The 22436-nt window shown below is 65.3% G+C and carries 17 protein-coding genes; 9 read left to right on the top strand and 8 right to left on the bottom strand.

The window, feature by feature from the left end:
• Positions 1 to 33 precede the first annotated feature (33 nt).
• Genes DVB37_RS06725 through DVB37_RS06715 form a run of 3 tightly spaced genes read left to right on the top strand, consistent with a single transcriptional unit; the run spans position 34 to position 6942 of the window.
• A complete protein-coding gene (locus tag DVB37_RS06725) occupies positions 34 to 2250 on the top strand; it encodes a cellulose biosynthesis cyclic di-GMP-binding regulatory protein BcsB (protein WP_120154410.1) in 2217 nt (738 codons plus the stop codon).
• Between the two features lie 13 nt (positions 2251 to 2263).
• Positions 2264 to 3958, top strand: coding sequence for a glycosyl transferase family protein (locus tag DVB37_RS06720; protein WP_120154408.1), 1695 nt, complete (start codon positions 2264 to 2266; stop codon positions 3956 to 3958).
• Positions 3955 to 6942, top strand: a complete 2988-nt coding sequence (locus DVB37_RS06715) for a tetratricopeptide repeat protein (RefSeq protein WP_120154406.1) — start codon at positions 3955 to 3957, stop codon at positions 6940 to 6942. Before DVB37_RS06720 ends, DVB37_RS06715 begins: the two co-directional genes overlap by 4 nt.
• Here the strand turns inward: DVB37_RS06715 and DVB37_RS06710 are convergent.
• The 5 genes from DVB37_RS06710 to DVB37_RS06690 form a co-directional block, all read right to left on the bottom strand.
• Entirely contained in the window at positions 6939 to 7889 is a 951-nt protein-coding gene (locus tag DVB37_RS06710; protein ID WP_120154404.1) for a DUF4434 domain-containing protein, read from the bottom strand. The two genes, DVB37_RS06715 and DVB37_RS06710, sit on opposite strands and share 4 nt — an antisense overlap.
• Before the next feature lie 63 nt (positions 7890 to 7952).
• On the bottom strand, positions 7953 to 8366 hold the full coding sequence (locus DVB37_RS06705) for a YidB family protein (protein WP_120154402.1): 414 nt from the start codon (positions 8364 to 8366) through the stop codon (positions 7953 to 7955).
• A gap of 119 nt (positions 8367 to 8485) precedes the next feature.
• The gene (locus tag DVB37_RS06700; protein WP_120154400.1) at positions 8486 to 9727 is read right to left on the bottom strand and encodes a lytic murein transglycosylase; all 1242 of its coding nucleotides are present in this window, start codon (positions 9725 to 9727) and stop codon (positions 8486 to 8488) included.
• 2 nt (positions 9728 to 9729) lie between these two features.
• Positions 9730 to 10443, bottom strand: a complete 714-nt coding sequence (locus DVB37_RS06695) for an MOSC domain-containing protein (protein WP_120154398.1) — start codon at positions 10441 to 10443, stop codon at positions 9730 to 9732.
• The gene (locus DVB37_RS06690) at positions 10440 to 11285 is read right to left on the bottom strand and encodes a ferritin-like domain-containing protein (protein ID WP_120154396.1); all 846 of its coding nucleotides are present in this window, start codon (positions 11283 to 11285) and stop codon (positions 10440 to 10442) included. Before DVB37_RS06690 ends, DVB37_RS06695 begins: the two co-directional genes overlap by 4 nt.
• Positions 11286 to 11380: 95 nt before the next feature.
• Here DVB37_RS06690 and DVB37_RS06685 point away from each other — a divergent pair, with 95 nt between their 5' ends.
• Positions 11381 to 12511 (top strand): GNAT family N-acetyltransferase, encoded by a 1131-nt coding sequence (locus DVB37_RS06685; RefSeq protein WP_120154394.1) that lies wholly within the window; start codon positions 11381 to 11383, stop codon positions 12509 to 12511.
• Positions 12512 to 12530: 19 nt separating this feature from the next.
• On the opposite strand, the gene DVB37_RS06680 is transcribed toward DVB37_RS06685, so the two are convergent.
• Both DVB37_RS06680 and DVB37_RS06675 read right to left on the bottom strand, forming a co-directional pair.
• Entirely contained in the window at positions 12531 to 13001 is a 471-nt protein-coding gene (locus DVB37_RS06680) for a DUF1854 domain-containing protein (RefSeq protein ID WP_046802705.1), read from the bottom strand.
• Positions 13002 to 13022: 21 nt separating this feature from the next.
• Positions 13023 to 15308 carry an ABC transporter ATP-binding protein gene (locus tag DVB37_RS06675; protein ID WP_120154392.1) on the bottom strand — a complete coding sequence of 762 codons (2286 nt, stop codon included), beginning with the start codon at positions 15306 to 15308 and terminating at the stop codon, positions 13023 to 13025.
• A 269-nt stretch (positions 15309 to 15577) separates the two neighbouring features.
• Here DVB37_RS06675 and cphA (DVB37_RS06670) point away from each other — a divergent pair, with 269 nt between their 5' ends.
• Together cphA (DVB37_RS06670) and cphA (DVB37_RS06665) are read left to right on the top strand one after the other, a co-directional pair.
• Positions 15578 to 18193 carry a cyanophycin synthetase gene (gene cphA, locus DVB37_RS06670; RefSeq protein WP_120154390.1) on the top strand — a complete coding sequence of 872 codons (2616 nt, stop codon included), beginning with the start codon at positions 15578 to 15580 and terminating at the stop codon, positions 18191 to 18193.
• A 14-nt stretch (positions 18194 to 18207) separates the two neighbouring features.
• Complete coding sequence (gene cphA, locus DVB37_RS06665) at positions 18208 to 20778, top strand: cyanophycin synthetase (protein ID WP_120154388.1); 2571 nt, start codon at positions 18208 to 18210, stop codon at positions 20776 to 20778.
• A 163-nt stretch (positions 20779 to 20941) separates the two neighbouring features.
• Here cphA (DVB37_RS06665) and DVB37_RS28830 read toward each other — a convergent pair whose 3' ends face one another.
• Positions 20942 to 21070, bottom strand: coding sequence for a hypothetical protein (locus DVB37_RS28830; protein WP_255593987.1), 129 nt, complete (start codon positions 21068 to 21070; stop codon positions 20942 to 20944).
• A 388-nt stretch (positions 21071 to 21458) separates the two neighbouring features.
• On the opposite strand from DVB37_RS28830, the gene DVB37_RS06660 reads away from it, so the two are divergent.
• The 3 genes from DVB37_RS06660 (at position 21459) to DVB37_RS06650 (ending at position 22301) form a co-directional block, all read left to right on the top strand.
• Positions 21459 to 21659: a CsbD family protein gene (locus tag DVB37_RS06660; protein WP_046802701.1), complete on the top strand. Its 201-nt coding sequence runs from the start codon at positions 21459 to 21461 to the stop codon at positions 21657 to 21659.
• Between the two features lie 45 nt (positions 21660 to 21704).
• Positions 21705 to 21869 (top strand): DUF1328 domain-containing protein, encoded by a 165-nt coding sequence (locus DVB37_RS06655; RefSeq protein WP_006218179.1) that lies wholly within the window; start codon positions 21705 to 21707, stop codon positions 21867 to 21869.
• A gap of 93 nt (positions 21870 to 21962) precedes the next feature.
• Entirely contained in the window at positions 21963 to 22301 is a 339-nt protein-coding gene (locus tag DVB37_RS06650; RefSeq protein WP_046802700.1) for a BON domain-containing protein, read from the top strand.
• Positions 22302 to 22436: the final 135 nt, after the last annotated feature.

The raw sequence follows: 22436 nt of genomic DNA, 5'->3' as shown, positions 1-22436 counted from the left end.
TTATTCGCGACGCATTCCGCCCCGGAGCCCCCAATGCACCCTAGCGCCCTGCCCGTCCCCGTTGCCCGAGTCCTTTGCCATGCCTTGATGATGGCGGGGTTGGCCATGCCGCTAAGCAGCCTGGCCAGCCCGGCCGGCGATGCGTTGCGGCGCTTGCAGGGCGACGGCTGGATCACGCGCGACACCACCTTGCTGGACCTGGGCGTCAAGGACCCCGTCGTCCTCAGCAACAGCGATGCACGCCAGGAGTTCTATCTGCCCGTGCCGCGGGGCGTGCCGATCTCGGACGCCACACTGACGTTTGATGCCAGATATGCCAAGGGCGAGGCCGGCCGGACCACCTTGGTGCTGTGGCTGGATGGCGTGCCGCAAACGGCGGAGCGCATCGCCGATGGCGACGGGTCGGTCACACGCAGCCTGAACGTTGATAACCGCAACCGCGAGTCCGGGTTCTTGCGCCTGGGCGTGGACTGGCAATCGGAGATCGCGCTGCGCCGCTGCGAAAGCAACCGCGCCACCGCCAATGCGCTGGTCATTTCACCGCAAACGCACCTTAGCTATCGCTACGACGCCTCGGCCATCGGCAATCTGGACGACGCGTGGGGCACGCTGCCCGGCAAGCCAGTGCTGATGGTGGCGGGCGCCAAGCTGGACCAGCAGGCCTTCGACAGCGCCTGGCGCCTGGGGGTGGCGTTGGAAAGGTCGGGCAAGCGCGTCGCGGTTCGTGCGTTCCCATCGGTGGGCGACGAGGTCGATACGCGTGGCCTGCAAGCACCGGCGGGGCTGGAACAGGTTGCGGCATTTGCCGCCGTTGCCAACAAGCCTGCGCACAAACTGGCCGGCCCGGCGGAAATCGGCGCGCTGCTGGTGTTGGGCGCCCCCGCCGTCAGCGGCGACGTCGTGATTGCCGACGCCGCGCTGCGGGGCCGCTATAACGAAGCGCTGGATGCGCTGGCCGCGCAGCTTGCCGGCGACACCGATGCGGCCGCCGCCTTCAAGACCTGGCGCCAGGCGCGCATGCCGCTGGCAGGCACCGACCTGCCCTCGGGCGATATTCGTTTGCTGCCGCTGGGCCGGCAGGCCGTCATCGCCGTGGCGGCGGATGCCGGCGCGCAAGCGGCGGGCGCGTTCGACAGCGCATGGCGCCGCATCCTGGTCACACGGCAGGTCAACGTCAAAACGGCCACCTCGCCGCAGGCTTCCGACGACGGCGCCGTGCGCCTGACCACGCTGGGCGGATCGGCGACCAGCTTCGACGTCGTGGCGCGTGGCGACTGGACCACCACTTTCCCGCTGGGGACCGTGTCCTCGGACGGCCTGATGCCCGACGAGCTTGTGCTGGACCTGGCGGCGGCCCCCGGCGCATCGTCGACGCGGCCCGTGGCATCGGTGTTCTGGAACGGCATCTTGCTGGCCGCCCGGCAGATGGATGCCGACGGCAAACCCGAGCGCCTGACGGCGCGCGTGCCCGGCTATGCCCTGGGGGTGACCAATGCGCTGCGTGTCCAATTCCAACGCCAGCCCGTATCGGTCGACTGCAACGAAATTCCCCAGGGCTACCCGGTAAACGTGCTGCCCACCAGCTACGTAAAGCCCGGCAAGCCGCAGCCGGACGGCACCTTTGTGGGGCTGTTGCCGCTGATGGCCGGCAACCCGCAAGTGATCATTCCGGACAGCTACCTGGCCGACGCGCCGGACAACATCAAGCGGGTGATCGGCATCGCTTCGGCAAGCGGCGTGTCGCCCACGCGCGCGGAATTATCGGTGGCGCCGGCAGGCCAGCCGTTCAAGCCGGCCCGCGCCTTCCTGGCCATGGAAGTGCCGGTGGACGGCGCCAAGCCCATGGTCCAGGTCACCGACCGCAAGCAATTAAAGGTGGATGGCCGCAACGCAAGCTGGCTGGACATCTCCGGGCTGGACCACCTGAGCACCGCCGAAGTGGTGCGCGGCAATGGCCAGGACGGTGTGCTGTGGCACACCGTGGGCCAACACCCGGGCATGCTGGACGCGCCTTTCGTGCTGAACCGCGGCAACGTGGCCGTCGTCGGCGTCAACGGACCGATTGCTTGGATAGACAGCGCCAACCCGCAAGCCAGCAACCCCGCGGGCCCCGGCGGCAGCGCGTTCTTCGAATGGCGCCGCTACATCGCCTGGAGCGTGCCGGCGATCAGCGTAGCGCTGCTGGTCCTGATATTGATCCTGATCGTGGCGCGGCGCGTGGGCCGCAAGAAGAACCGCGGCAACCCGTAAGCCGGACACCGCCATGTCTTCGCTTTATTGGCCGTATTTCATCGCGGACTATTACCGCGGGCTGGAAGTGGTGACCGCCGTCGTGGGGGTCATCATCCTGCTGTCCAGCCTGGATGATCTGTTCATCGACGCCTGGTTCTGGCTGCGCGAACTGCGCCGTTCGCTGACCGTCAAGCGACGCTACACCGCGCTGTCCGCCGAGGAGTTGCGCGCCAAGCCCGAACAGCCGCTGGCAATCATGGTGCCTGCCTGGCTGGAGTACGACGTGATCTCGTCGATGCTTGAAACCATGGTGTCCACGCTGGAATACAAGGACTACATGATCTTCGCGGGCACCTACCAGAACGACCAGCGCACCATCGACGAAGTCGAGCGGATGCGGCGGCGTTACCGCAAGCTGATCCGCGTTGAAGTGCCGCATGACGGGCCTACCTGCAAGGCCGATTGCCTGAACTGGATCGTGCAGGCCATCTTCGCGCAGAACGCGAAGCAGCCCGTGCCGTTTGCCGGCGTCATCCTGCACGACAGCGAAGACGTGCTGCATCCGCTGGAGCTCAAGTACTACAACTATCTGCTGCCGCGCATCGACTTCATCCAGCTGCCGGTCACGTCGCTGGAACGTCACTGGCACGAGCTGGTGGCCGGCACCTACATGGACGAATTCGCCGAATGGCACACCAAGGACCTCGTGGTGCGCGAGAGCTTGTCGAAGATGGTGCCGTCCGCCGGCGTGGGCACCTGCTTCTCGCGACGCGCGCTGGAGGAGCTGGCGGCCGAAACCAACAACCAGCCGTTCAATACCGACACGCTGACAGAAGACTACGACATCGGGGCGCGGTTGGCGCAGCGCGGCATGAAGCAGATCTTCGGCAAGTTCGAAGTGGAATACGTCACGCGCCGCCGCTCGTGGTTCGGCCTGGGGCCAGAAAGAGTTTCCACGATCCGCATGCCGCTGGGCGTGCGTGAGTATTTTCCGAACACGTTTCGCACCGCGTACCGGCAAAAGGCGCGCTGGACATTGGGCATCGGTTTGCAAGGGTGGCAACAAGTGGGCTGGACCGGGTCCCTGGCCAATCGGTACCTGCTGTTTCGTGACCGCAAGGGCCTGGTGACGTCCTTTATCGCCATCCTGGCCTACGTGTTGCTGGCGAACTTCTTCGTGTTCTTCCTGGCCGATAAATTTGGATGGTGGAAGGTGTACTACCCGTCGTATTTCCGGCCCGGAGGATGGTTGGTGATTTTGATGTGGCTCAACGCCGTGGCGCTGCTGCTTCGCGTTGTGCAGCGCGCGTACTTCGTCGGGCGCATGTATGGCTGGGAACACGCGGTGCTGTCGATTCCCCGCATGATCGTGGGCAACTTCATCAACGCCATGGCCGCGGCGCGCGCATGGCGTCTGTTCATCGCACACCTGATCACGGGCAAGCGACTGGCATGGGACAAGACCATGCACGACTTCCCCAGCACGGACCAGTTATCGCAGCAACGCCAGCGGCTTGGCGAATTGTTGTTGTCCTGGCAGGCCATTGACCAGGACACGCTGGCGCGCGCGCTTGAGATCCAGGCGCGCGAAAAAAAGCCGTTGGGACAGATCCTGACCGAGCAAGGCTGGTTGGACGAAGGCACGCTAAGCGAAGCCATCGACTTTCAACAATCAGGACAGGCGACCACACCGCCGCACTCCAAAGACAAACCCGCGCCGACATGACACCGTTGACCCGTTCGCTGATTCTGTCCGCCGCCCTGGCCACCATGGGGGTTGCGCCGCCAGCCAGCGCGCAAAGCGCCACGCCCGCCACCGCGAAAACGGAAGCGCCGCTGGAAGGCGCCGCGTTTCGGTTTGCCGAAGAGGCTTACAAGAATTTCGATGCCGGCAACTATGAGCTGGCTGCGCGGCAGGCCGCATCGGCCATTGTGCTGCGCCCGGACGTGGAACGCTTGCACCTGCTGCGAATCTACGCGCTGCAAAAACAAGGCAAGCTGAAAGAAGCCGACCAAGCCGCCGCCGACGCCATCAAGGAAGGCATCGATACGCCAGCGTTACGGCAGGCCCGCGCCAATCTGCGCGCGGCACCGCCAGCCGCCTCGGCTTCCACGCCCGCCCCGGCGACCGTGCCTGGGCCAGGGCCGGGGCCCGGTACTGCTGCCGCCACCGCGCCCGGCTCCGCATCGGCCGCTGCATCGGCCTCTGCATCGCCTGCCGCATCCCCCGCCGCCTCGGCCTACCGTCGCGGCTATCCCATCGCCACACGCGCCTACGCCGACTACAAGCGCGGCGACTATGCCGCTGCCGCAAGCGGCGCCGAGCGTGCATTTCGCATCGACCCCAAGCAAGGTGCGTGGGCCATGCTGTGGCTGGACGCATTGGAAGCGCAGCACCAATACGCCCAGGCCGACGCCGCCATCGACCGCGCGATTGCGCTGGGCGCTCCGAACAAAAAGGATCTGGCTGCTCGGCGCCAGACGATGGCAGCGCGCATGGCCGCCAAACAGGCCGACGCCGCCTACCAGGCATTAAGCAACAACCGTGTGGATGATGCCGTGCCGTTGGCGCGCCAGGCCGTGGCGGCGTCACCCGACACCGCCAGCTATCGCATGCTGCTGATAACGGCGCTGATGCAAAGCGACCGCCTGGCCGAAGCCGAAGCGGCCGCCACCGACGCCATCAACGCCACCGCAGGCGCCGAAGCCCCCGGCGTCACTGGCGTCACCGGTGTCACTAACGCCACCGGTGTCACTAACGCCACCGCGGTCACTAACGCCACCGGGGTCACCAACGCCACCGTCGGCGCCGAAGCCACCCCCGCCACCCGCGCGCCCAACGGCAACGTTACGGCACTGGTCATGCGCGGCTACCTGCGCCAGCGCCAGGGCAAGACCGATCTGGCGAACGCGGACTTTGACGCGGCGCTCAAGCAAGGACAATTAACCGAAGCCCAGCGCCGCAACGTCCGGCTGCTGGCCGCCGACGCCGCATTGGCCGGCGGCGAAAATGCCCGCGCGCTGGCCTTGATGACGCCATTGGGCAACCAGGACAACGCCGCCGATGCGCGGATAAAACGTGCGCGTTCCCGGCCCGCCGTGCCCGCCACGCTGACGCTGGCCAATTACCCCGCGCCGGTCCAAGACTGCCGCAATGCGCAGCCCGGCGCCTACTGCGAACTGCTGCCGTCCGACGCGGTCGGCAGCGGCGGCCCCGCCGCGCGGGCCTATGCCGCCTATGCGCGCGAAGATTATGCCGAAGCCATCGCTCAGGCCCGCCTGGCCGTCGAGCAAGACCCGGCCAACCCGGAATACCAGCGGCTGTTGACCACCACGCTTGCGGCCGGCAAAGGCGCACAGCTGGCCGAGGCCCATCAACGCATGACCGACGCGCTGGTGGCGCAACCCAACGACCCCACGCTGCTGATGCAGCGCGGCTACCTGCGCCAACGTATGAAGCAGCCGGCCCTGGCATTGCAAGACTTCCAGGCCGCGCGCGCCACCGGCAAGGCGCCGCCCACCGTGATCCTGGACGAAGGCTATGCGCGCGCCGGCGCGGGCGACAAGCGCGGCGCGGTGGCGGATTTAAAGCAGGCGATCGATGAAGCCGATGCCGGCAAACTGGAACTGACACCGCAGCAGCGCTTCGACACGCGCAGCGGCGTTGCCGAGTTGTCGCGTGAATGGGGCGGCTATGTGTCCGCCGGCTATCGCGGCGCACGGCCGGCGTCCTCCGGGCTGGGCGGTGCGGCAATCACGGTGCCTGGCGACGCCGTCTTCAGCACGGCCGAGATCTTCTGGCGCCCGGCTGACTTCCTGAATTCGGCCACGCAGACCTTCGAGTTGTATGGCCGCTTTTCCAACACCTTGTATGACAAAGGCGGCAAGACGACCGGCCAGACCGTCGCCGACCCATGCGGGGGCAGCATCGATGTCGCAGAGACCCGCAACGAAGGCATCGCGGGCTTGCCCACGACGGTCGGGTCGCTGGGCATGCGCTTCACGCCATCCACCGAGGTGGGCCTGACGTTCGGCATCGAACGGCAGTTCAACCTGGGCACTGCCACGCGCCAGGGCACGTTCAGCCCCGCGCCGGCCGCCCTGCGTTGCGCGCTGAATCAGACGAATCAATCGCCCCACTACCAGACCACGGCGGACAACGGCGCGTGGCTGGCCTACATCACCTATGGCTTGTACGAAGGCACGAACCTGCGCATCGACCGCCCCGACTGGTTCACGATGGAAGGCTATTTGCAGGGCGGCTATTCCTGGCAGGACATGCCCGCAAAATTCTGGCTGCGCAACAACGCCACCGGGGAAGACAGCGACAAAGTTTCCGGCCGCATGAAACGCGACCAGGCATTTGGCGCCGGTGAACTGCGGGTGGGCCGCAGCTATCGGATGGATGCCATCAGCGACCGGCTGGTGTTCTTTCCGTATGCGGTCGTGGGCGCCGACTGGCTGTGGAACAAGAACCGCGCCTCCTTCAACATCCAAGGCGATTCATATTCCATCGACCAACAAGGCAATGGCTCGTCATGGTCACTGGGCGCGGGCCCCGGCTTCAACGTGCGTTACTGGTTCCGTGAAGACCACTACAACGCGCCACGATCCTATCTGGACCTGACCACGCAGTACCGTTTCAACATCGGCGGGGGCGCGGCCGACCGGGCGCGCGGGCTGTTCATCAACCTGACGCTGTCGTACTAGACGCGCGCGTCCAGCCAGGCGCGCATCAGCGCTCGCGCCTCGGGCGTGTTGTCGATGACCCAGGGGTCAATCGCAAACGCCACCACCCGCTTGGCGCCATAGCCGCGCGCGACTTCCCACTGTTGCTTGACGCGATCGAAGTCCGCCGAGCGTGCCTTGAAGGTGGAGCCGTCGGTGCTGCCCGAGGGCAGTTCTTCGAACAGTTCCAGGACCAGATCGAACGATGCGCGACGCGCCAGCAGCATGTCGTGCAGCGGCGCAAGCGCCTGGTAGTTGGCCAGGCCGGACACGCCCACGCCATCCTGGATCATGGGATGAACCGCCACCTGGTCCAGGATGGCGCTCCACAGATTCATCAGCGAACCGTCGGTGGGCAGGCGGGAATGGTAGGTGGAAATACAGGGCGGGCGCCCCCGGCTGGTGTCCTGCGCCGCGCGCGACAAGGCGTCCAGCCACGGCATCAGCAACGCTTGCCGCGCGGCAGAGGCCCAGTTGTATTGTTCCAGCTCGTAGGGCAGGTACCACCCACGAAACGACCTGCGCTTGGGCCAGGGCGCGGCCTGCATGTAGGCCACGCCGCGCGTGCGGGTGTGGTCCAGGTAGGCTGCCAATGCCCGCGGGTTGGCATTGCCCAGCATCTCCCACCAGCGTTGGTCGTAAGGCAGGCCCACATGCACGCCCAGGCCCTGGTGTTCGGCCTCGTCGAAAATCATGCGCAGCGTGGCATCGGACGCCATCCAGTCGTCAGGGCGTCCGCCTTCCAGGCCGACCCATTGCAGGAAGATCTCGCGGCATCCCAAGCGCCGATAGGCCGACAGCCGCACGCGCCAGTCTTCAGGCGTCAAATCCAGATGGCTGCGCCACAGTTGCAGAAACGTGGCGTTCAAGGACAGGGGCGGCGCACAGGCGGCCAACGGCGCCAGCGCGCCCACGGCCAGCGCCTGCAACAGGCGCCGGCGGGTGGGAGAGGAAAGCGGTTGACGTATCAGGGGTAAGCCCGTCCCGCTGGGTCAGCCCCGATTGCCGAACATGCCGGATAACGAGGCCAGCAGATCGGTCGGGTTGAAATCCTGGCCAGGCTGGACCTCGCCTTGCGGCGTAGCCTTGTCCACCAGTTGCGGCAACAGCGCCGACAGCGAGCCCAGCACCGAATCGGTGTCCTGCCCGGTCTTGGCGGCCAGTTCGTTGACGACGCCCGGGTCCAGCACGGCGCCCAGCTGGTCGGGACTGACGGGCAGGTTCTGCCCCGTGCCCACCCAAGACGCCACGATTTCGCTCAAGCCGCCCTTCTGAAAGCTGGCGATCAGGCCGGTAAGACCGCCCGGATATTTGTTCAATTGTTCGATCAGCGCCGGCAGCAGCGATGCCGAGCCTCCTTGCTGACCGCCGCCGGCCATCGAGGCCAAGGTATCCAACAAGCTCATCGCGGTGCTCCTGAAAAGTGGGAAAACCAGTATAGGGCCGGGACCGGCGCGCGGCATGTCAAGGCGGTTACCCGAGGCCGGATCTTTGCAAAACTTGTAAATCCGGCCGCTGGGCGGGATCAACGCGGCAGAGTGGGCGCCTGGGATGCCTGCGACGCCCGCAGCGCCCGCAGCGCTTTCTGGCCCGCGCGCCCGTCAGCGGGCAGCCCCAGTTCACGTTGGGCGGCTTGCAAGGCCTGGCGCGTGCGGGTGCCCACCATCCCATCGGGTTCGCCCACGTCATAGCCCTTGGCGATCAACAAGCGTTGCAGGTCGCGGCGTTCCGCCCGCGACAGCCCCGGGTCGTCGGTGGGCCAGGCTTGCAGCAGCGGGCCGCCGCCGCGCAAGCGGTCCGACAGATGGGCGATGGCCAGGGCATAGCTTTCGGCCGCGTTGTACGAATACAGCGCATCGAAATTGCGAGTTACGAGAAACGCGGGGCCTTTTCTGCCGGCCGGCAGCAGCAGGCCGACGGGCGTATCGCCCGCGGGCAGCGCTTGCCCGTCCGCGCGGGTCACGCCTTGTTTTGCCCACGCGGACATTGCCCGTTTGTTCTTGCGCCCCGCCCCGGCCGTATCCAGCGCGGCGGGCAGGCGGACTTCATAGCCCCATATCAATTGCGGATTCCAGCCGGCGCGTTTCAGGAAGTTGGCGGTTGAGGCCAGTGCGTCGGGCACGCTGTCGACCAGGTCGCGGCGGCCGTCGCCATCAAAATCCACGGCCAGCCGCAGATAGGTCGACGGCATGAACTGCGTTTGACCAAAAGCGCCGGCCCACGAACCCGCCAGCCGCTCCGGCGCGATGTGTTCGTCCTGGATGATTTTCAGCGTCGAAAAAAATTCGCCTCGGAAATAGGCTTGCCGCCGACCAAAGCACGACAGCGTGGACAGGGACGTCAACAAGGGGCGCCCGCCCAGCGTACGGCCGAAGTTGCTCTCCACACCCCAGACCGCCGCGATGGTGGCTGGGTCAACCTGATAGCGCGACGCCGCACGCGCCAGGTCAGCCTGCCAGCGCGCCATGCCGGCCTGCCCGTCCGCCACGCGCTCGTCATCCACCAGGCCCGCCATGTAGTCCCAGATGGGCGTCTTGAATTCGGGCTGTGCATCCAGCAGATCGATGACCGCCATGTCGGGCAACAAGCCTTTCGTATGGGTGTCGAAGGTGGCGGCGGACACGCCCGCTTTCTGCGCGGGGCCGCGCAGCTGCGACAGGCAGGCGGCGTAAGGGTCGGCCGCCTGGGCGCCGAAAGCGGGCACGGCAAGCGCCGCGCAGCAAAGTGCCCGGGCCAGGGCGGATGTGGTCGGTAAGGACACTTTCATGTTTAACGTTCCTGCGATGTCGGGGCGTCCACATCGCCTTGCAGGCGGCGGGTCCAATCTTCAACCTGCCCGGCCTGGGCGCGCTTTTCGAACAGCGCCCGCCAGTTCGGCGACAGTTCGGGCAGCGCAGCCAAGGCGTGCAGCACATCCGCGTCCAGCACGCGCCGGTTCAGCACGCCTTGCACGCGGGCAAGCGGCCATTGTGCATGCGGGCGTTCGGACAGCGTCAGCGTGTCGCCCGCGCACAGCCAGCCCTCTTGCAGCACGCGGTAATACCAGCCCGTCATGCCGCTGGCCTGCACGCGGGCCGCCATGCCGCGCCGGGCGAATCGGTGATCCAGTTTCCAGCACGGCTGGCGCGCTTGCGACACCTGGATCAAGGCGGTGCCCGCGCGGAACACATCGCCCACGCAAACGTCGGCTTCGGTCATGCCTTGGGTGGATATGTTTTCGCCGAATGCGCCCGGGGCCTGCAATACCGCGCGTTCGCCCAGCTCGGCTTGCCAGGCGGGATAGTGTTCGCGGGCGTAATGATGCAGCGCCTTTTCCGGGCCGCCATGAAAACGGCGGTCGGCTTGTTCGTCGCCGCGCAGCCCTTCGGCCCCCAGCCACAGGCGCTGGGCAACCGGGTGTTTGTCGATACCGCTATCGCGGCCGGAATCGCCCAGCGGACGCACGGTGCCGGTCAGCAAGGCATCAATGGTGATCGTTGTCATCGGGTGTTCAGTTCCGGCTGGTCGGCTTGCAACGCGGCCAGCTCGGCGTCGTCGAACCCCGCCGCGCGGCGCGCTTCCAGGTTGAACGGGCCGCGCAACCGGGGGGCGTCATAACGCCGCGCCAGGTCGGCGTAGCAGGCCACGGGCTCCAGGCCCGATTGGGCGCATAGGTGCTTGAACCAATGGTTGCCGATGGCCACATGGCCGATCTCGTCGCGCAGGATGATGTCGACGATGGCCGCGCTGGGCGCGTCCCCTGCCCCGGCCAGCTTGTTGCGGATCATGGGCGAGGCGTCCAGCCCGCGCGCCTCCAGCGTACGCGGCACCAGCGCCAGGCGCGCAAGCAGGTCGCCCCGCGTGCGCTCGGCCATGTCCCACAAGCCGTTGTGCGCGGGAAAGTCGCCATAGGCGTAGCCCAGCGCCGCCAACCGCTGGCGCAACAGGTCGAAGTGATAGGCCTCTTCGCGCGCCACGCGCAGCCAGTCGCGATAGAACGCGTCGGGCATGCCGGCAAAACGCCACAGAATATCCAGCGCCAGATTGACCGCGTTGAATTCAATATGGGCCAGCGCGTGCAGCAGCGCGGCGCGGCCTTCGACCGTGGCCATGGACCGATGCCTGACCTGCGCGGGCGGCACCAATTCGGGATGCTCCGGCCGGCCGGGCAAGCCGTGCGGCGCGACGAATTCGCGGGTGCGGTCCAGCGGCGCGCTATCGGCGATAAGGTGCACGGCCGCCAGTTTTTCCGGCCACGTCTTGGCGGCAAGCGCGGACAAGGCCTGCCCGCGCAAGCATTCCGCAATCGGCGCGGCATCTGCCGCGGCGATGGTGTTGCTGTCCATGGTGTTTCCAATCCCAGGCGGCCCGTGCCGCCGCAATCCCTGAAAAAGCCCACGGTTTCAAACCCGCGTGCTGGCGAAGACTTTATCATTCACGGATGGATTCCCTGCGCTTGACCATTGAAACCGACCTGTCCCGCATCGACGCCCATGCCTGGGACGCGCTGGCCGGTGATCAACCCTTTCTGCGGCACGCGTTCTTGTGCGCACTGCATGAGACGGGATGCGCCGCGCCGGCCTCGGGCTGGGCGCCGCATTATCTGGCCCTGTGGCGTGACGGCGCGCTGGCCGCCGCCACGCCGCTTTACCTGAAGTCGCACTCGCGTGGCGAATACGTGTTCGATTACGCCTGGGCCGACGCCTTCCAGCGCCACGGTGTGCGCTATTACCCAAAGCTGCTGTCGGCCATTCCGTTCACGCCCGTCACGGGGCCGCGCCTGTTGGCCACCAACGACGAAGACCGCGCCACGCTGGTGCGCGGACTGGTCGCCTTTGCCGAGAAAATCAAGGTGTCGTCGCTACACCTGCTGTTTCCGGCCGACGCCGACATGCACGTGCTGCGCGGGGCCGGCTTCATGATCCGGGAAAGCGTGCAGTTTCATTGGACCAACCCGGGCTACGCGGATTTTGACGCGTTCCTGGCGCTGATGAGCCACGACAAGCGCAAGAAGATCCGCCAGGACCGCAAGAAGGTCGCCGCCGCCGGCTTGTCTTTCCGCTGGTTGCGCGGTGGCGACATTACCCCCGCCGACCTTGGCTTTTTCTACGATTGTTATTGCCGCACGTATTTCAACCACGGCAATCCGCCCTATTTAAACCGCGATTTCTTTGAACGCGCGCATCGGGAACAGCCGGACGCGTTTGTATTGATCCTGGCCGAACGCGACGGCGTGCGGGTGGCGGCAGCGCTGAATCTGGCGGGCGGCGACGTGCTGTATGGGCGCTATTGGGGCGCCACCGAATACGTGCCGGGCCTGCATTTCGAGACCTGTTATATGCAGTCGATTGCGTACTGCATCGCGCATGGCATCCGCCGTTTTGAAGGCGGCGCGCAAGGCGAACACAAGATGGCGCGCGGCTTGTTGCCGACGCCGACATGGTCGGCGCACTGGGTGGCGCACCCCGGTTTTGCCGAGGCGATCCAGAACTTCCTGGACGAAGAAACCTCGGCGGTCACGGACTATCTGGGCGAACTGGAATCGCACACGCCGTTCAAGGGCAGCGCCTAGCCGCGCCAGCGCGGTATTCCTACAGGAAGCGGTCCAGCAGCTTGCGGCTGTGCTTGTCCAGCGCCAGGATGTCGCGCACCAGATAGAAGATGCCGTGGCTGTCGGCAATCAGCAGCGTCTGCGGGCTGAGCCGGCGGATGTCTTCCTCGCCGCGCAGCGTGAAAGACGTGGGGCCGCGATCCGTTTCAACCTTCCAGGTGCTGGGCGTGGCAAAGGTCGATACGCTGGCCAGCTTGCGGATTTCGGGCATGAATTCACGCCCGGCAAGCTCTTCTTCTATCAACGCCCGTTGCGGCGCCGGCACGTCGGACAGGTGTTCGATCCACAGCAGTTCGTGGCCGTCGCTGGTCACCAGCGACAGGCCGCGTCCCGCTTCGCTGATGGGGAAGGCGCGCACGGGGATGACGCCTTCGTGCGTCTGGCCGTCGGCGGATTGATATTCCAGACGCCCAAAGGCATTGCGGCGTAGCTGAAAGGTCGGCAACGTCATGAAGATAATCCCGGTTCGGCGTCAGGCCACGGCGGCCATGTCTTCGCTGCCCGACGCCTGCGCGTCGGCTTCCGCCTGGCGCGCTTGCGCCTGGTAGAGGCGATAGTAGGCGCCCTCGCGGGCCATCAGTTCTTCGTGCGGCCCTTGCTCGACGATCTGGCCACGGTCCAGGACGACCAGCCGATCCGCCTTGCGCAGCGTGCTCAACCGGTGCGCGATGGCGATGGTGGTGCGGCCACGGACCAGGTTGTCCAACGCCTTCTGAATTTCCTTTTCGGTGGTGGTGTCCACCGACGACGTGGCTTCGTCCAGGATCAGGATGCGCGGGTCGATAAGCAACGCACGCGCAATCGAGATGCGCTGGCGTTCACCGCCGGACAGGGCCTGGCCGCGCTCGCCCACCAGCGAGTCGTAGCCGTGCGGCAGTCGCAGGATGAATTCATGCGCATGGGCCGCACGGGCCGCTGCGACGATTTCATCGCGGGTGGCATCAGGCTTGCCGTAGGCAATGTTCTCGGCAATGGTGCCGAAGAACAGGAAAGGCTCTTGCAGCACCAAGCCGATGTTGCGCCGATAGTCGGTCACGCGCACCGAGCGGATGTCGATGCCGTCCACCAGCACGGCGCCTTCGGATACGTCGTAGAAACGGCAGATCAAGTTGATCAACGTGCTCTTGCCCGAGCCGCTGTGACCGACCAGCCCAATCATTTCGCCCGGGGCGATGGTCAGGTTCAGCCCGCGTATCACCTGGCGGTTGCCGTAGCGGAAACCCACGTCGCGCAATTCGATGCGGCCGTTGATGTGCGGCAGCGTGGCCGGCTTTTGCGGTTCCGGCACGCTGGACACATGGTCCAGCACGTCAAAAATGCGCTTGGCGCCGGCAGCGGCCTTTTGCGTGACCGACACAATGCGGCTCATGGAATCCAGGCGCAGATAAAAGCGCCCGATATACGCCAAAAACGCAGCCAATACGCCGACCGTGATCTGCTTTTGCGACACCTGCCAGATACCGAATATCCACACCACCAGCAGCCCCACTTCCGTCAACAACGTGACGGTGGGCGAAAACAGCGACCACGTGGTGTTGACGCGGTCGTTCACTTCCAGATTGCGATTATTGGCTTCGCGAAAACGCGCGACTTCACGCTTTTCCTGGGCGAATGCCTTGACCACGCGAATGCCGGGAATGGTGTCGGCCAGCACGTTGGTGATTTCGGACCAGATGCGGTCGACCTTTTCAAAGCCGTGGCGCAGGCGGTCACGCACGGCGTGAATCATCCAGATAATGAACGGCAGCGGCACCAGCGTCACCAAGGCCAGCCACGGGTTGATCGACACCAGGATCACCGCCGTCATCACAATCATCAGGATGTCGGTGGCGAAGTCCAGCAGGTGCAAAGACAGGAACACGCAAATGCGGTCGGTCTCGCTACCGATGCGGGAAATCAGGTCGCCCGTGCGCTTTCCGCCAAAGTACTCCAGGGACAGCTGTTGCAAGTGCTCATAGGTAGTGGTGCGCAAATCGGCGCCGATACGCTCGCTGACCCAGGCCAGGATGTAGGTTCGGGCCCACCCCAGCCCCCAGGCCAGGAAGGCGGACGCCAGCAAGCCGCTGAGATACATGCGCACCTTGCTGTAGTCGATAGGCGCGCCGTTCTGGAACGGAATCAACACGTCGTCCATCAGCGGCATGGTCAGGTAAGGCGGCACCAAGGTCGCGGCCGTGCCCAGCAACGTCAGCACGAAACCGACCAGCAAGTGGCCGCGATACGGCCGCGCAAACCGCCAAAGCCGCAACAACGCCCACGTGGACGACGGTGCGGCTTGTTCCTGGTTGCAGGTCGGGCATTCTTCCTCGCCTGCGGGGATAACGTTATTACAGACGGTGCAATTGCGTTCCTGCGGCGCTTCTTCGGCTTTGCCCGAAAGCCGGATCGCCTGCTGCGATTCAAACTGCGCCAGCAGGCGCAGCGCGGCCGGATTGCGGGCCAGCGTGAAACGCCAGACGGCCAGACGCGCCGTGTCGTCGTGCAATTCCAGCACGGCGGCCCCAGCGTGGTCCGTCAGATTAAGTCTTAATTGCGGCCCGTAGGCCCACGAATCCCAACCGTTATCGGCGGAATTTCGGGCTAGAAGGCGCCGGTCAGTCGCGGCGACCAGCCCCGGCTGGAACTTCAGCCGCTGGTCCAGGTCTATTTCAACCCAGGCCAGCAAGGTTTCGCCATCCGCTAATTCAGCGCGGATTTCATCCCGCCAGCGGGCAGGAAAGGCATCGGCAAGGCCGGAAAGCAGGTGTGGTTTTTTCATTGGAACGCATACCGGGCCAGGACTCTGCCCTACTAGGCGGCAACCGGTTTACCACCTATGGCGGCAAACGTGTCCCTTCCTTACAACACAACGAGTTCACGCCTTGAAGGCGTCGTATAGTAGCAGCCGATTTTTCTAATTAGGAATATCTGGGATCCCCCACTCGTTGGCATTATTCTTACAGCGCAACCCCAAAAATTCGCAATAAATTCGCGGTCTTACATAGGGGCGTCCGCGCGTGCCAACCTGCTTCTCAAGTAAATTAAAACATGAAAAAGAAAGACATTGAATTTCTCGATGTCGTGGCTTTGCGCGGCCCGAACATTTGGACGTATCGCCCGGTCCTTGAAGCATGGGTGGATATTGGTGAATTGGAAGACTATCCGTCCAACACCATTCCCGGGTTTTACGAGCGCCTGTCCGAATGGCTGCCGACGCTGATCGAACACCGATGCAGCCCTGGCGTGCGCGGCGGTTTCCTGGCCCGCCTGAAAGAAGGCACCTGGCCCGGCCACATTCTTGAACATGTCACGCTGGAATTGCAGAACCTGGCCGGATTGCGCGGCGGCTTCGGCAAAGCCCGCGAAACGTCGACGCGCGGCGTCTACAAGGTGGTGGTGCGCGCCTGGCAGGAACAGGTCACCCGCACCGCCCTGAACGAAGCGCGCGACCTGGTCATGGCCGCCATTGAAGACCGCCCGTTCGACGTGCCCGCCACCATCGCCAAGCTGCGCAGCCTGGTGGACAAGCACTGCTTGGGCCCCAGCACCGCCTGCATCGTGGATGCCGCCGATGACCGCGACATTCCCTATATCCGCCTGTTTGAAGGCAACCTGGTGCAATTCGGCTACGGCTCGGCCCAGCGCCGCATCTGGACGGCCGAGACCGACCGTACCAGCGCCATCGCCGAAGGCATCTCGCGCGACAAGGACCTGACCAAGGAACTGCTGTCGACCTGCGGCGTGCCGGTGCCCGAGGGCCGCCTGGTGCGCAGCGAGGACGACGCCTGGGAAGCCGCCGAAGACATCGGCCTGCCCGTGGTGGTCAAGCCGTATGACGGCAACCATGGCCGTGGCGTCTTCACCAACCTGACGACCCGCGAAGACGTGGTGTCCGCCTACCGCGTGGCGGTGGACGAAGGCAGCGGCGTCATCGTCGAACGCTTTGTGCTGGGCAACGAACACCGTTTGCTGGTGGTCGGCAACCGCATGGTGGCCGCTGCTGCCGGCGAACCGGCGTGGGTGACGGGCGACGGCAAGTCCACCATCACCGAATTGATCGACAGCCAGATCAACATCGATCCGCGCCGTGGCCGCACCGAAAACCATCCGCTGAACCTGGTCCGCCTGGATTCAGCCGCCCGGCTGGAAATTGCCCGCCAGGGCATGTCGGAAGACAGCGTGCCGGCCGACGGCCAGCGCGTCTTGGTGCAGCGCAGCGGAAACGTGGCGTTCGACGTAACCGACCGCGTGCATCCCAGCATTGCCGCCACCGTCACGCTGGCCGCCCGCGTGGTGGGCCTGGACATTGCCGGCGTGGATCTGGTGGCTGAAGACATCACGCGCCCGCTGGCGGAACAGCGCGGGGCCATTGTTGAAGTCAACGCCGGCCCAGGCTTGCTGATGCACCTGAAGCCGGCCGACGGCGCCCCGCGTCCGGTGGGCCGCGCCATTGTCGACCACCTGTTCCCCGACGGCGACGCCGGCCGCATTCCCATCGTGGGCGTCACGGGCACCAACGGCAAGACCGTGGTGGCACGCCTGGTTGCGCGCCTGTTGCACCTGTCCGGCAAGCGCACCGGCCTGGCGTGCAGCGAAGGGCTGTACCTGGACCGCCGCCTGGTGCAAAAGGGCGACCGCGCCGATTTCGCGTCCGGCACGCGGTTGCTGATGAACCGCAACGTGGACGCGGCCGTCATCGAAAACGACAGCGGCGTCATCCTGGGCCAGGGCCTGGCCTATGACCGCTGCCAGGTCGGCGTGGTGACCAATATCGACGACGCCGACCATCTTGGCGACTTCGACGTCAACGAAACGGAGCGCATGTTCAATGTGTTCCGCACGCAGGTCGACGTGGTGCTGCCGACGGGCGCCGCTGTGCTCAACGCGCGCGACCCCCGCGTGGTGGAAATGGCCGAGCTGTCCGATGGCGCGGTGATCTTCTTCGGCATCGACCCCGCCCTGCCCGCCATTGCCGCGCATGTGCAGCAAGACGGCCGCGCGGTGTTTGTGCGCGACGGCGGCATCATCCTGGCGCAAGGCACCCGCGAAGAACGGCTGGCCGACGTGGCCGCCATCCCGTTGACGCATGGTGGCCGCGTGGCCTTCCAGGTGGAAAACGTACTGGCCGCCGTGGGCGCCGCCTGGGCGCTGGACATTCCCGTGGAGCTGATCCGCGCCGGTATCGAAACCTTCGATATCGATCAGGCCGACGCGCCCTGGCAGTTCACGCTATTTGAACGCAACGGCAGCACGGTGGTGGTGGACGACGTGCACAACGCGTCCGCCCTGCGTCCGCTGATCGCCGCCATCGACCAGTTTCCGTCAACGCGACGCGCCGCGGTGTATTCCGCCGGCGCCGACCGCCGCGACGCCGACCTGATCGAACAGGGCCGCCTGCTGGGCGATGCCTTTGACCGCGTCGTGCTCTATGACGACATGACCGTGCAAAGCAAGCGCCCCGAAGGCCAGGCGCGCGCGCTGCTGCGCCAGGGGCTGTCGCAAGGCAGCCGCGTGAAAGACATCCAGGACGAGCCGGATCATGGCAAGGCCATCGAAAGCGTGCTGAACGGCATTGCAGCGGGCGACTTCGTCCTGCTGCAATCCGACGAAGCCTTTTCGGGCCCCACCATCGATCTGGTCCGCCGCTGGATTCAACAATACTGACAGGAATACCTGCCATGGAAGTTTCCCGTATCCGTGCCCTGCGCGGCCCCAATCTGTGGAGCAAGAACACCGCGATCGAGGCCATCGTTTCGTGCGCCGACGCCGAGTGCTCCATCGATAACCTGCCTGAGTTCGAAGCCCGCCTGCGCGCGCGCTTGCCGCAAACCGGGCTGATGCGGCCGGAAGGCCATCAAGGCGCGGTGTCGATCGCGCACGTGTTGCAGATCGTCGCGTTGACGATGCAGGCGCACGCCGGTTGCCCCGTCACCTTCGGGCGCACCTCGTCCACCGTCGAGCCCGGCGTGTTCCAGGTGGTGGTCGAATACAGCGAAGAAGAAGTCGGCTTGCTGGCCATGGAGCTGGCGCAGCAACTGGTGCGCGCCGCGCTGGACGACACGCCGTTCGACTTGCCCGATGCGCTGAAGCGTTTGCGCGATCTGGACGAAGACGTGCGCCTGGGACCCAGCACCGGTTCTATCGTGAACGCCGCCGTAGCCCGCAACATTCCCTATCGCCGCCTGACGCAAGGCAGCATGGTGCAGTTCGGCTGGGGCAGCAAGCAGCGCCGCATCCAGGCCGCCGAGACCGACCTGACCAGCGCCATCTCGGAATCGATCGCGCAAGACAAAGACCTGACCAAGATGCTGCTGGACGCGGCCGGCGTGCCGGTGCCCATGGGCCGCTCGGTAACGAGCGCCGAAGAGGCATGGGAAGCCGCGCAAGAGCTGGGCGGCCCCGTGGTCGTCAAGCCGCGCGACGGCAGCCAGGGCCGGGGCGTGGCGGTCAACATCGAAACGCGGGAACGCGTGATCCAGGCATTCGAAGTGGCCGAGGAAGTCAGCTCGGAAGTTATCGTCGAACGCTATATTCCCGGCCACGACTTCCGCCTGCTGGTGGTGGGCGGCGCGCTGGTTGCGGCATCGCGCCGCGACCCGCCGCAAGTGACCGGAGACGGGCAGCACACCATCCGCGAACTGGTCGACCAGGTCAACGCGGACCCGTTGCGCGGCGACGGGCACGCTACCTCGCTGACCAAGATCCGCTTTGACGACATCGCGCTGGCCACGTTGCAAAAACAGGGCTTTGACGCGGATTCCGTGCCGCCCCCCGGCACCCTCATCTTCCTGCGCAACAACGCAAACCTGAGCACGGGCGGATCAGCCACCGATGTGACCGACGAAGTGCACCCCGAGATGGCCGCGCGTGCGGTCTCCGCCGCGCGCATGATCGGTCTGGACATCTGCGGCGTGGACGTGGTGGCCGAAAGCGTGCTGTACCCGCTGGAAGAGCAGCATGGCGGCGTGGTCGAAGTCAACGCAGCGCCGGGCCTGCGCATGCACCTGAACCCGTCGTTCGGCAAGGGCCGCGCGGTGGGCGAGGCCATCATCGCCAACATGTACGCGGACGGCGACGACGGGCGTATTCCGGTCGTGGCCGTGGCCGGCACCAACGGCAAGACCACCACGGTGCGCCTGACGGCCCACCTGCTGGGCGCCGCCGGCAACCGCGTCGGCATGACCAATTCCGACGGCGTGTATATCGACAACCTGCGCATCGACACCGGCGATTGCAGCGGCCCGCGCAGCGCGCGCAGCGTGCTGATGCACCCGGACGTGGACGCCGCCGTGTTCGAAACCGCGCGTGGCGGCATCCTGCGCGAGGGCCTGGCGTTTGACCGCTGCAACGTGGCCATCGTGACCAACATCGGCATGGGCGACCATCTGGGCCTGGGCTACATCAGCACCGTAGAAGACCTGGCCGTGGTCAAGCGCGTAATCGTGCAGCACGTGCACCCGTCGGGCACCGCCGTGCTGAACGCCGCTGACCCGATCGTGGCCGAGATGGCCGCCAGTTGCCCGGGTTCAATCACGTACTTTGCGGAAGACCGCAACCACCCCGTCCTGGCCACGCACCGCGCGCAGGGGCTGCGGTCGGTGTACCGCGACGGCGATGCGATCGTGGCGGCGCAAGGCGCCGAAGAAACGCGCTTCCCGCTGGCCGACATTCCGCTGACGCGCAATGGCACGATCACCTTCCAGGTTGAAAACGCCATGGCCTCGATTGCCGCGGCATGGGCGTTGAACCTGGACTGGGACGTTGTGCGCCGGGGCCTGGCCACGTTCGTGAACGACGCGCAGACGGCCCCGGGCCGCTTCAATGTGTTCGACTATCGCGGCGCCACGATCATTGCCGACTACGGCCACAACCCCGACGCCATCCTGGCGCTGGTACGCGCGGTGGACGCCATGCCGGCCAAGCGCCGCTCAGTGGTCATCAGCGGGGCGGGCGACCGCCGTGATGAAGACATCCGCATGCAGACGGAAATCCTGGGCGCCGCCTTTGATGACGTGCTGCTGTACCAGGACCAATGCCAGCGCGGACGCGCCGACGGCGAGGTGCTGGCGCTGCTGCAAGAAGGCCTGGTGGGGGCGCCGCGCACGACGCATATCGAGGAAATTCATGGCGAATTCCTGGCCATCGATACGGCGTTGGGCCGCCTGAAAGCGGGCGATCTGTGCCTGATCCTGGTTGACCAGGTGGAAGAAGCGCTGGCGCACATCGCGCACCGCATCGCCCAGCCCTGAGGGGCGGCGCGGCGGACACGCCGCAATACGCAAACGGGGCGCAGCGCGCCCCGTTTGCATTTCAAGCGCGGCATTTCAGCCGACGCATGCCACTCACCGCATGCCGCCCGCCATGTCTCGCCCGCCGTGCGCAAGACGAGATGGGGCGTGTGATCCCCTGCGTTCAGGTGCTGGGCGTGGCCGCTTCCAGCGCGGGGCCGGTGGCCTGGTACTTGTCCGTCACGTGCGTGCATCCCACCGCCGCCAGCGCGGCCAGCGTCAGCAAGAGAGCGCTGCAAAGTCGTTGCGTCATGCGTACCTTCCTTTTTCGTTGATGAAAAGCTCGAGGGTTGGGCACGACTATACCGGCCGGGCCTTGCCGCCACCAGCGTGGCGAAGGCGGTTGCCCCACGCGCCGCCGGGGAAATCGACGCATCTTCCGTTACCAGCCCCGCTCAAAAGGGGACAAGACATTGCCGGAATGTAACTCCTGCGAGGCGCTTTCCCCCGGGATTTTTCCCTCGAAAAATCGCGTCCGCCAAGCCATCCGGCGCTGTTACATATACCCACAGCCGCGTTTGACAGCCCCTTTGGCCACTCGTAAGTTAGGGGCTAGCTGATCAGCGTTCAAGTCAACCGCGACAGCAGGAACTTATAGGCCATAAGCCCTGTGTCGCACGAAGATAAGAAGAGAGGTCACCATGAATAACGACATCATCGCCGGCAAGTGGAAGCAAATGACTGGCAAGGCCAAAGCCGCCTGGGGTGAGCTCACCGACGACGAACTGACTCGCACGGAAGGCAACGCCGAACGCCTGGCTGGCCTGATTCAAGAGCGTTATGGCAAGACCAAGGATGAAGCGCAAAAGGAAGTCCGGGATTTCTTCGACCGCAATCCCTGAATCCTCCCACCGCCTTGATCGGTCGAACTCACTGGAGAAGCTGACATGTTGCATTACGCCGTAGTTTTCTTCGTCATCGCGATCATCGCGGCGGTTCTCGGCTTTGGCGGTATTGCCGCCGGGGCCGCGGGTATCGCCAAGATCTTGTTCTTCGTATTCCTGGTGCTGGCGCTCTTGTCCATCTTGAGCGGCGCGCTGCGAAAAAAATAGAACACGCCGATAGCACGCATACCCTACTGAAAATTTGATCCTCTGCCGCGCAGACGCATCACGCGGCAGACCATACTAATAAGGAGCACGACTATGGAATTTCGCAAGCTGATCGCCGCCGCCGCACTGGGAACTGGCGCTGTCTTCACTTCCATGGCTTTCGCGGCGGATGATGGCAAGCCCAAGCAATCCGTGGGCGAATATGCCTCCGACGCAACAGTAACGACCAAGGTCAAGGCCGCTTTCGTTGCCGACAAGCAACTGAGCGCGTTGGACATCGCCGTGGAAACCAACAACGGCGTCGCGACGCTGACCGGTACCGTGGGCACGGCGGCTGAAGCCGACCACGCCGCTACCGTCACCCGTGGCGTTGAAGGGGTGAAGCAGGTGAAGAACAACATCAAGGTCGACCCGGCCAAGAACAAGAAGTAAGGCAGGTTTGTCAGGACGGCCGCGTTCCATACCGGGGCCTAGAGAGAGAGGCGGCGCCTGTGGAGACACAGGCGCCGTTTTTTATGGACGGCCACAATGCAGCGGCGGCAATACAGCAGCCACAATGCAGCAGGC

Source organism: Achromobacter sp. B7, from assembly GCF_003600685.1.
GTDB classification, from domain to species: domain Bacteria; phylum Pseudomonadota; class Gammaproteobacteria; order Burkholderiales; family Burkholderiaceae_B; genus Achromobacter; species Achromobacter spanius_B.
This window is presented reverse-complemented; position numbering and strand designations above follow the sequence as displayed.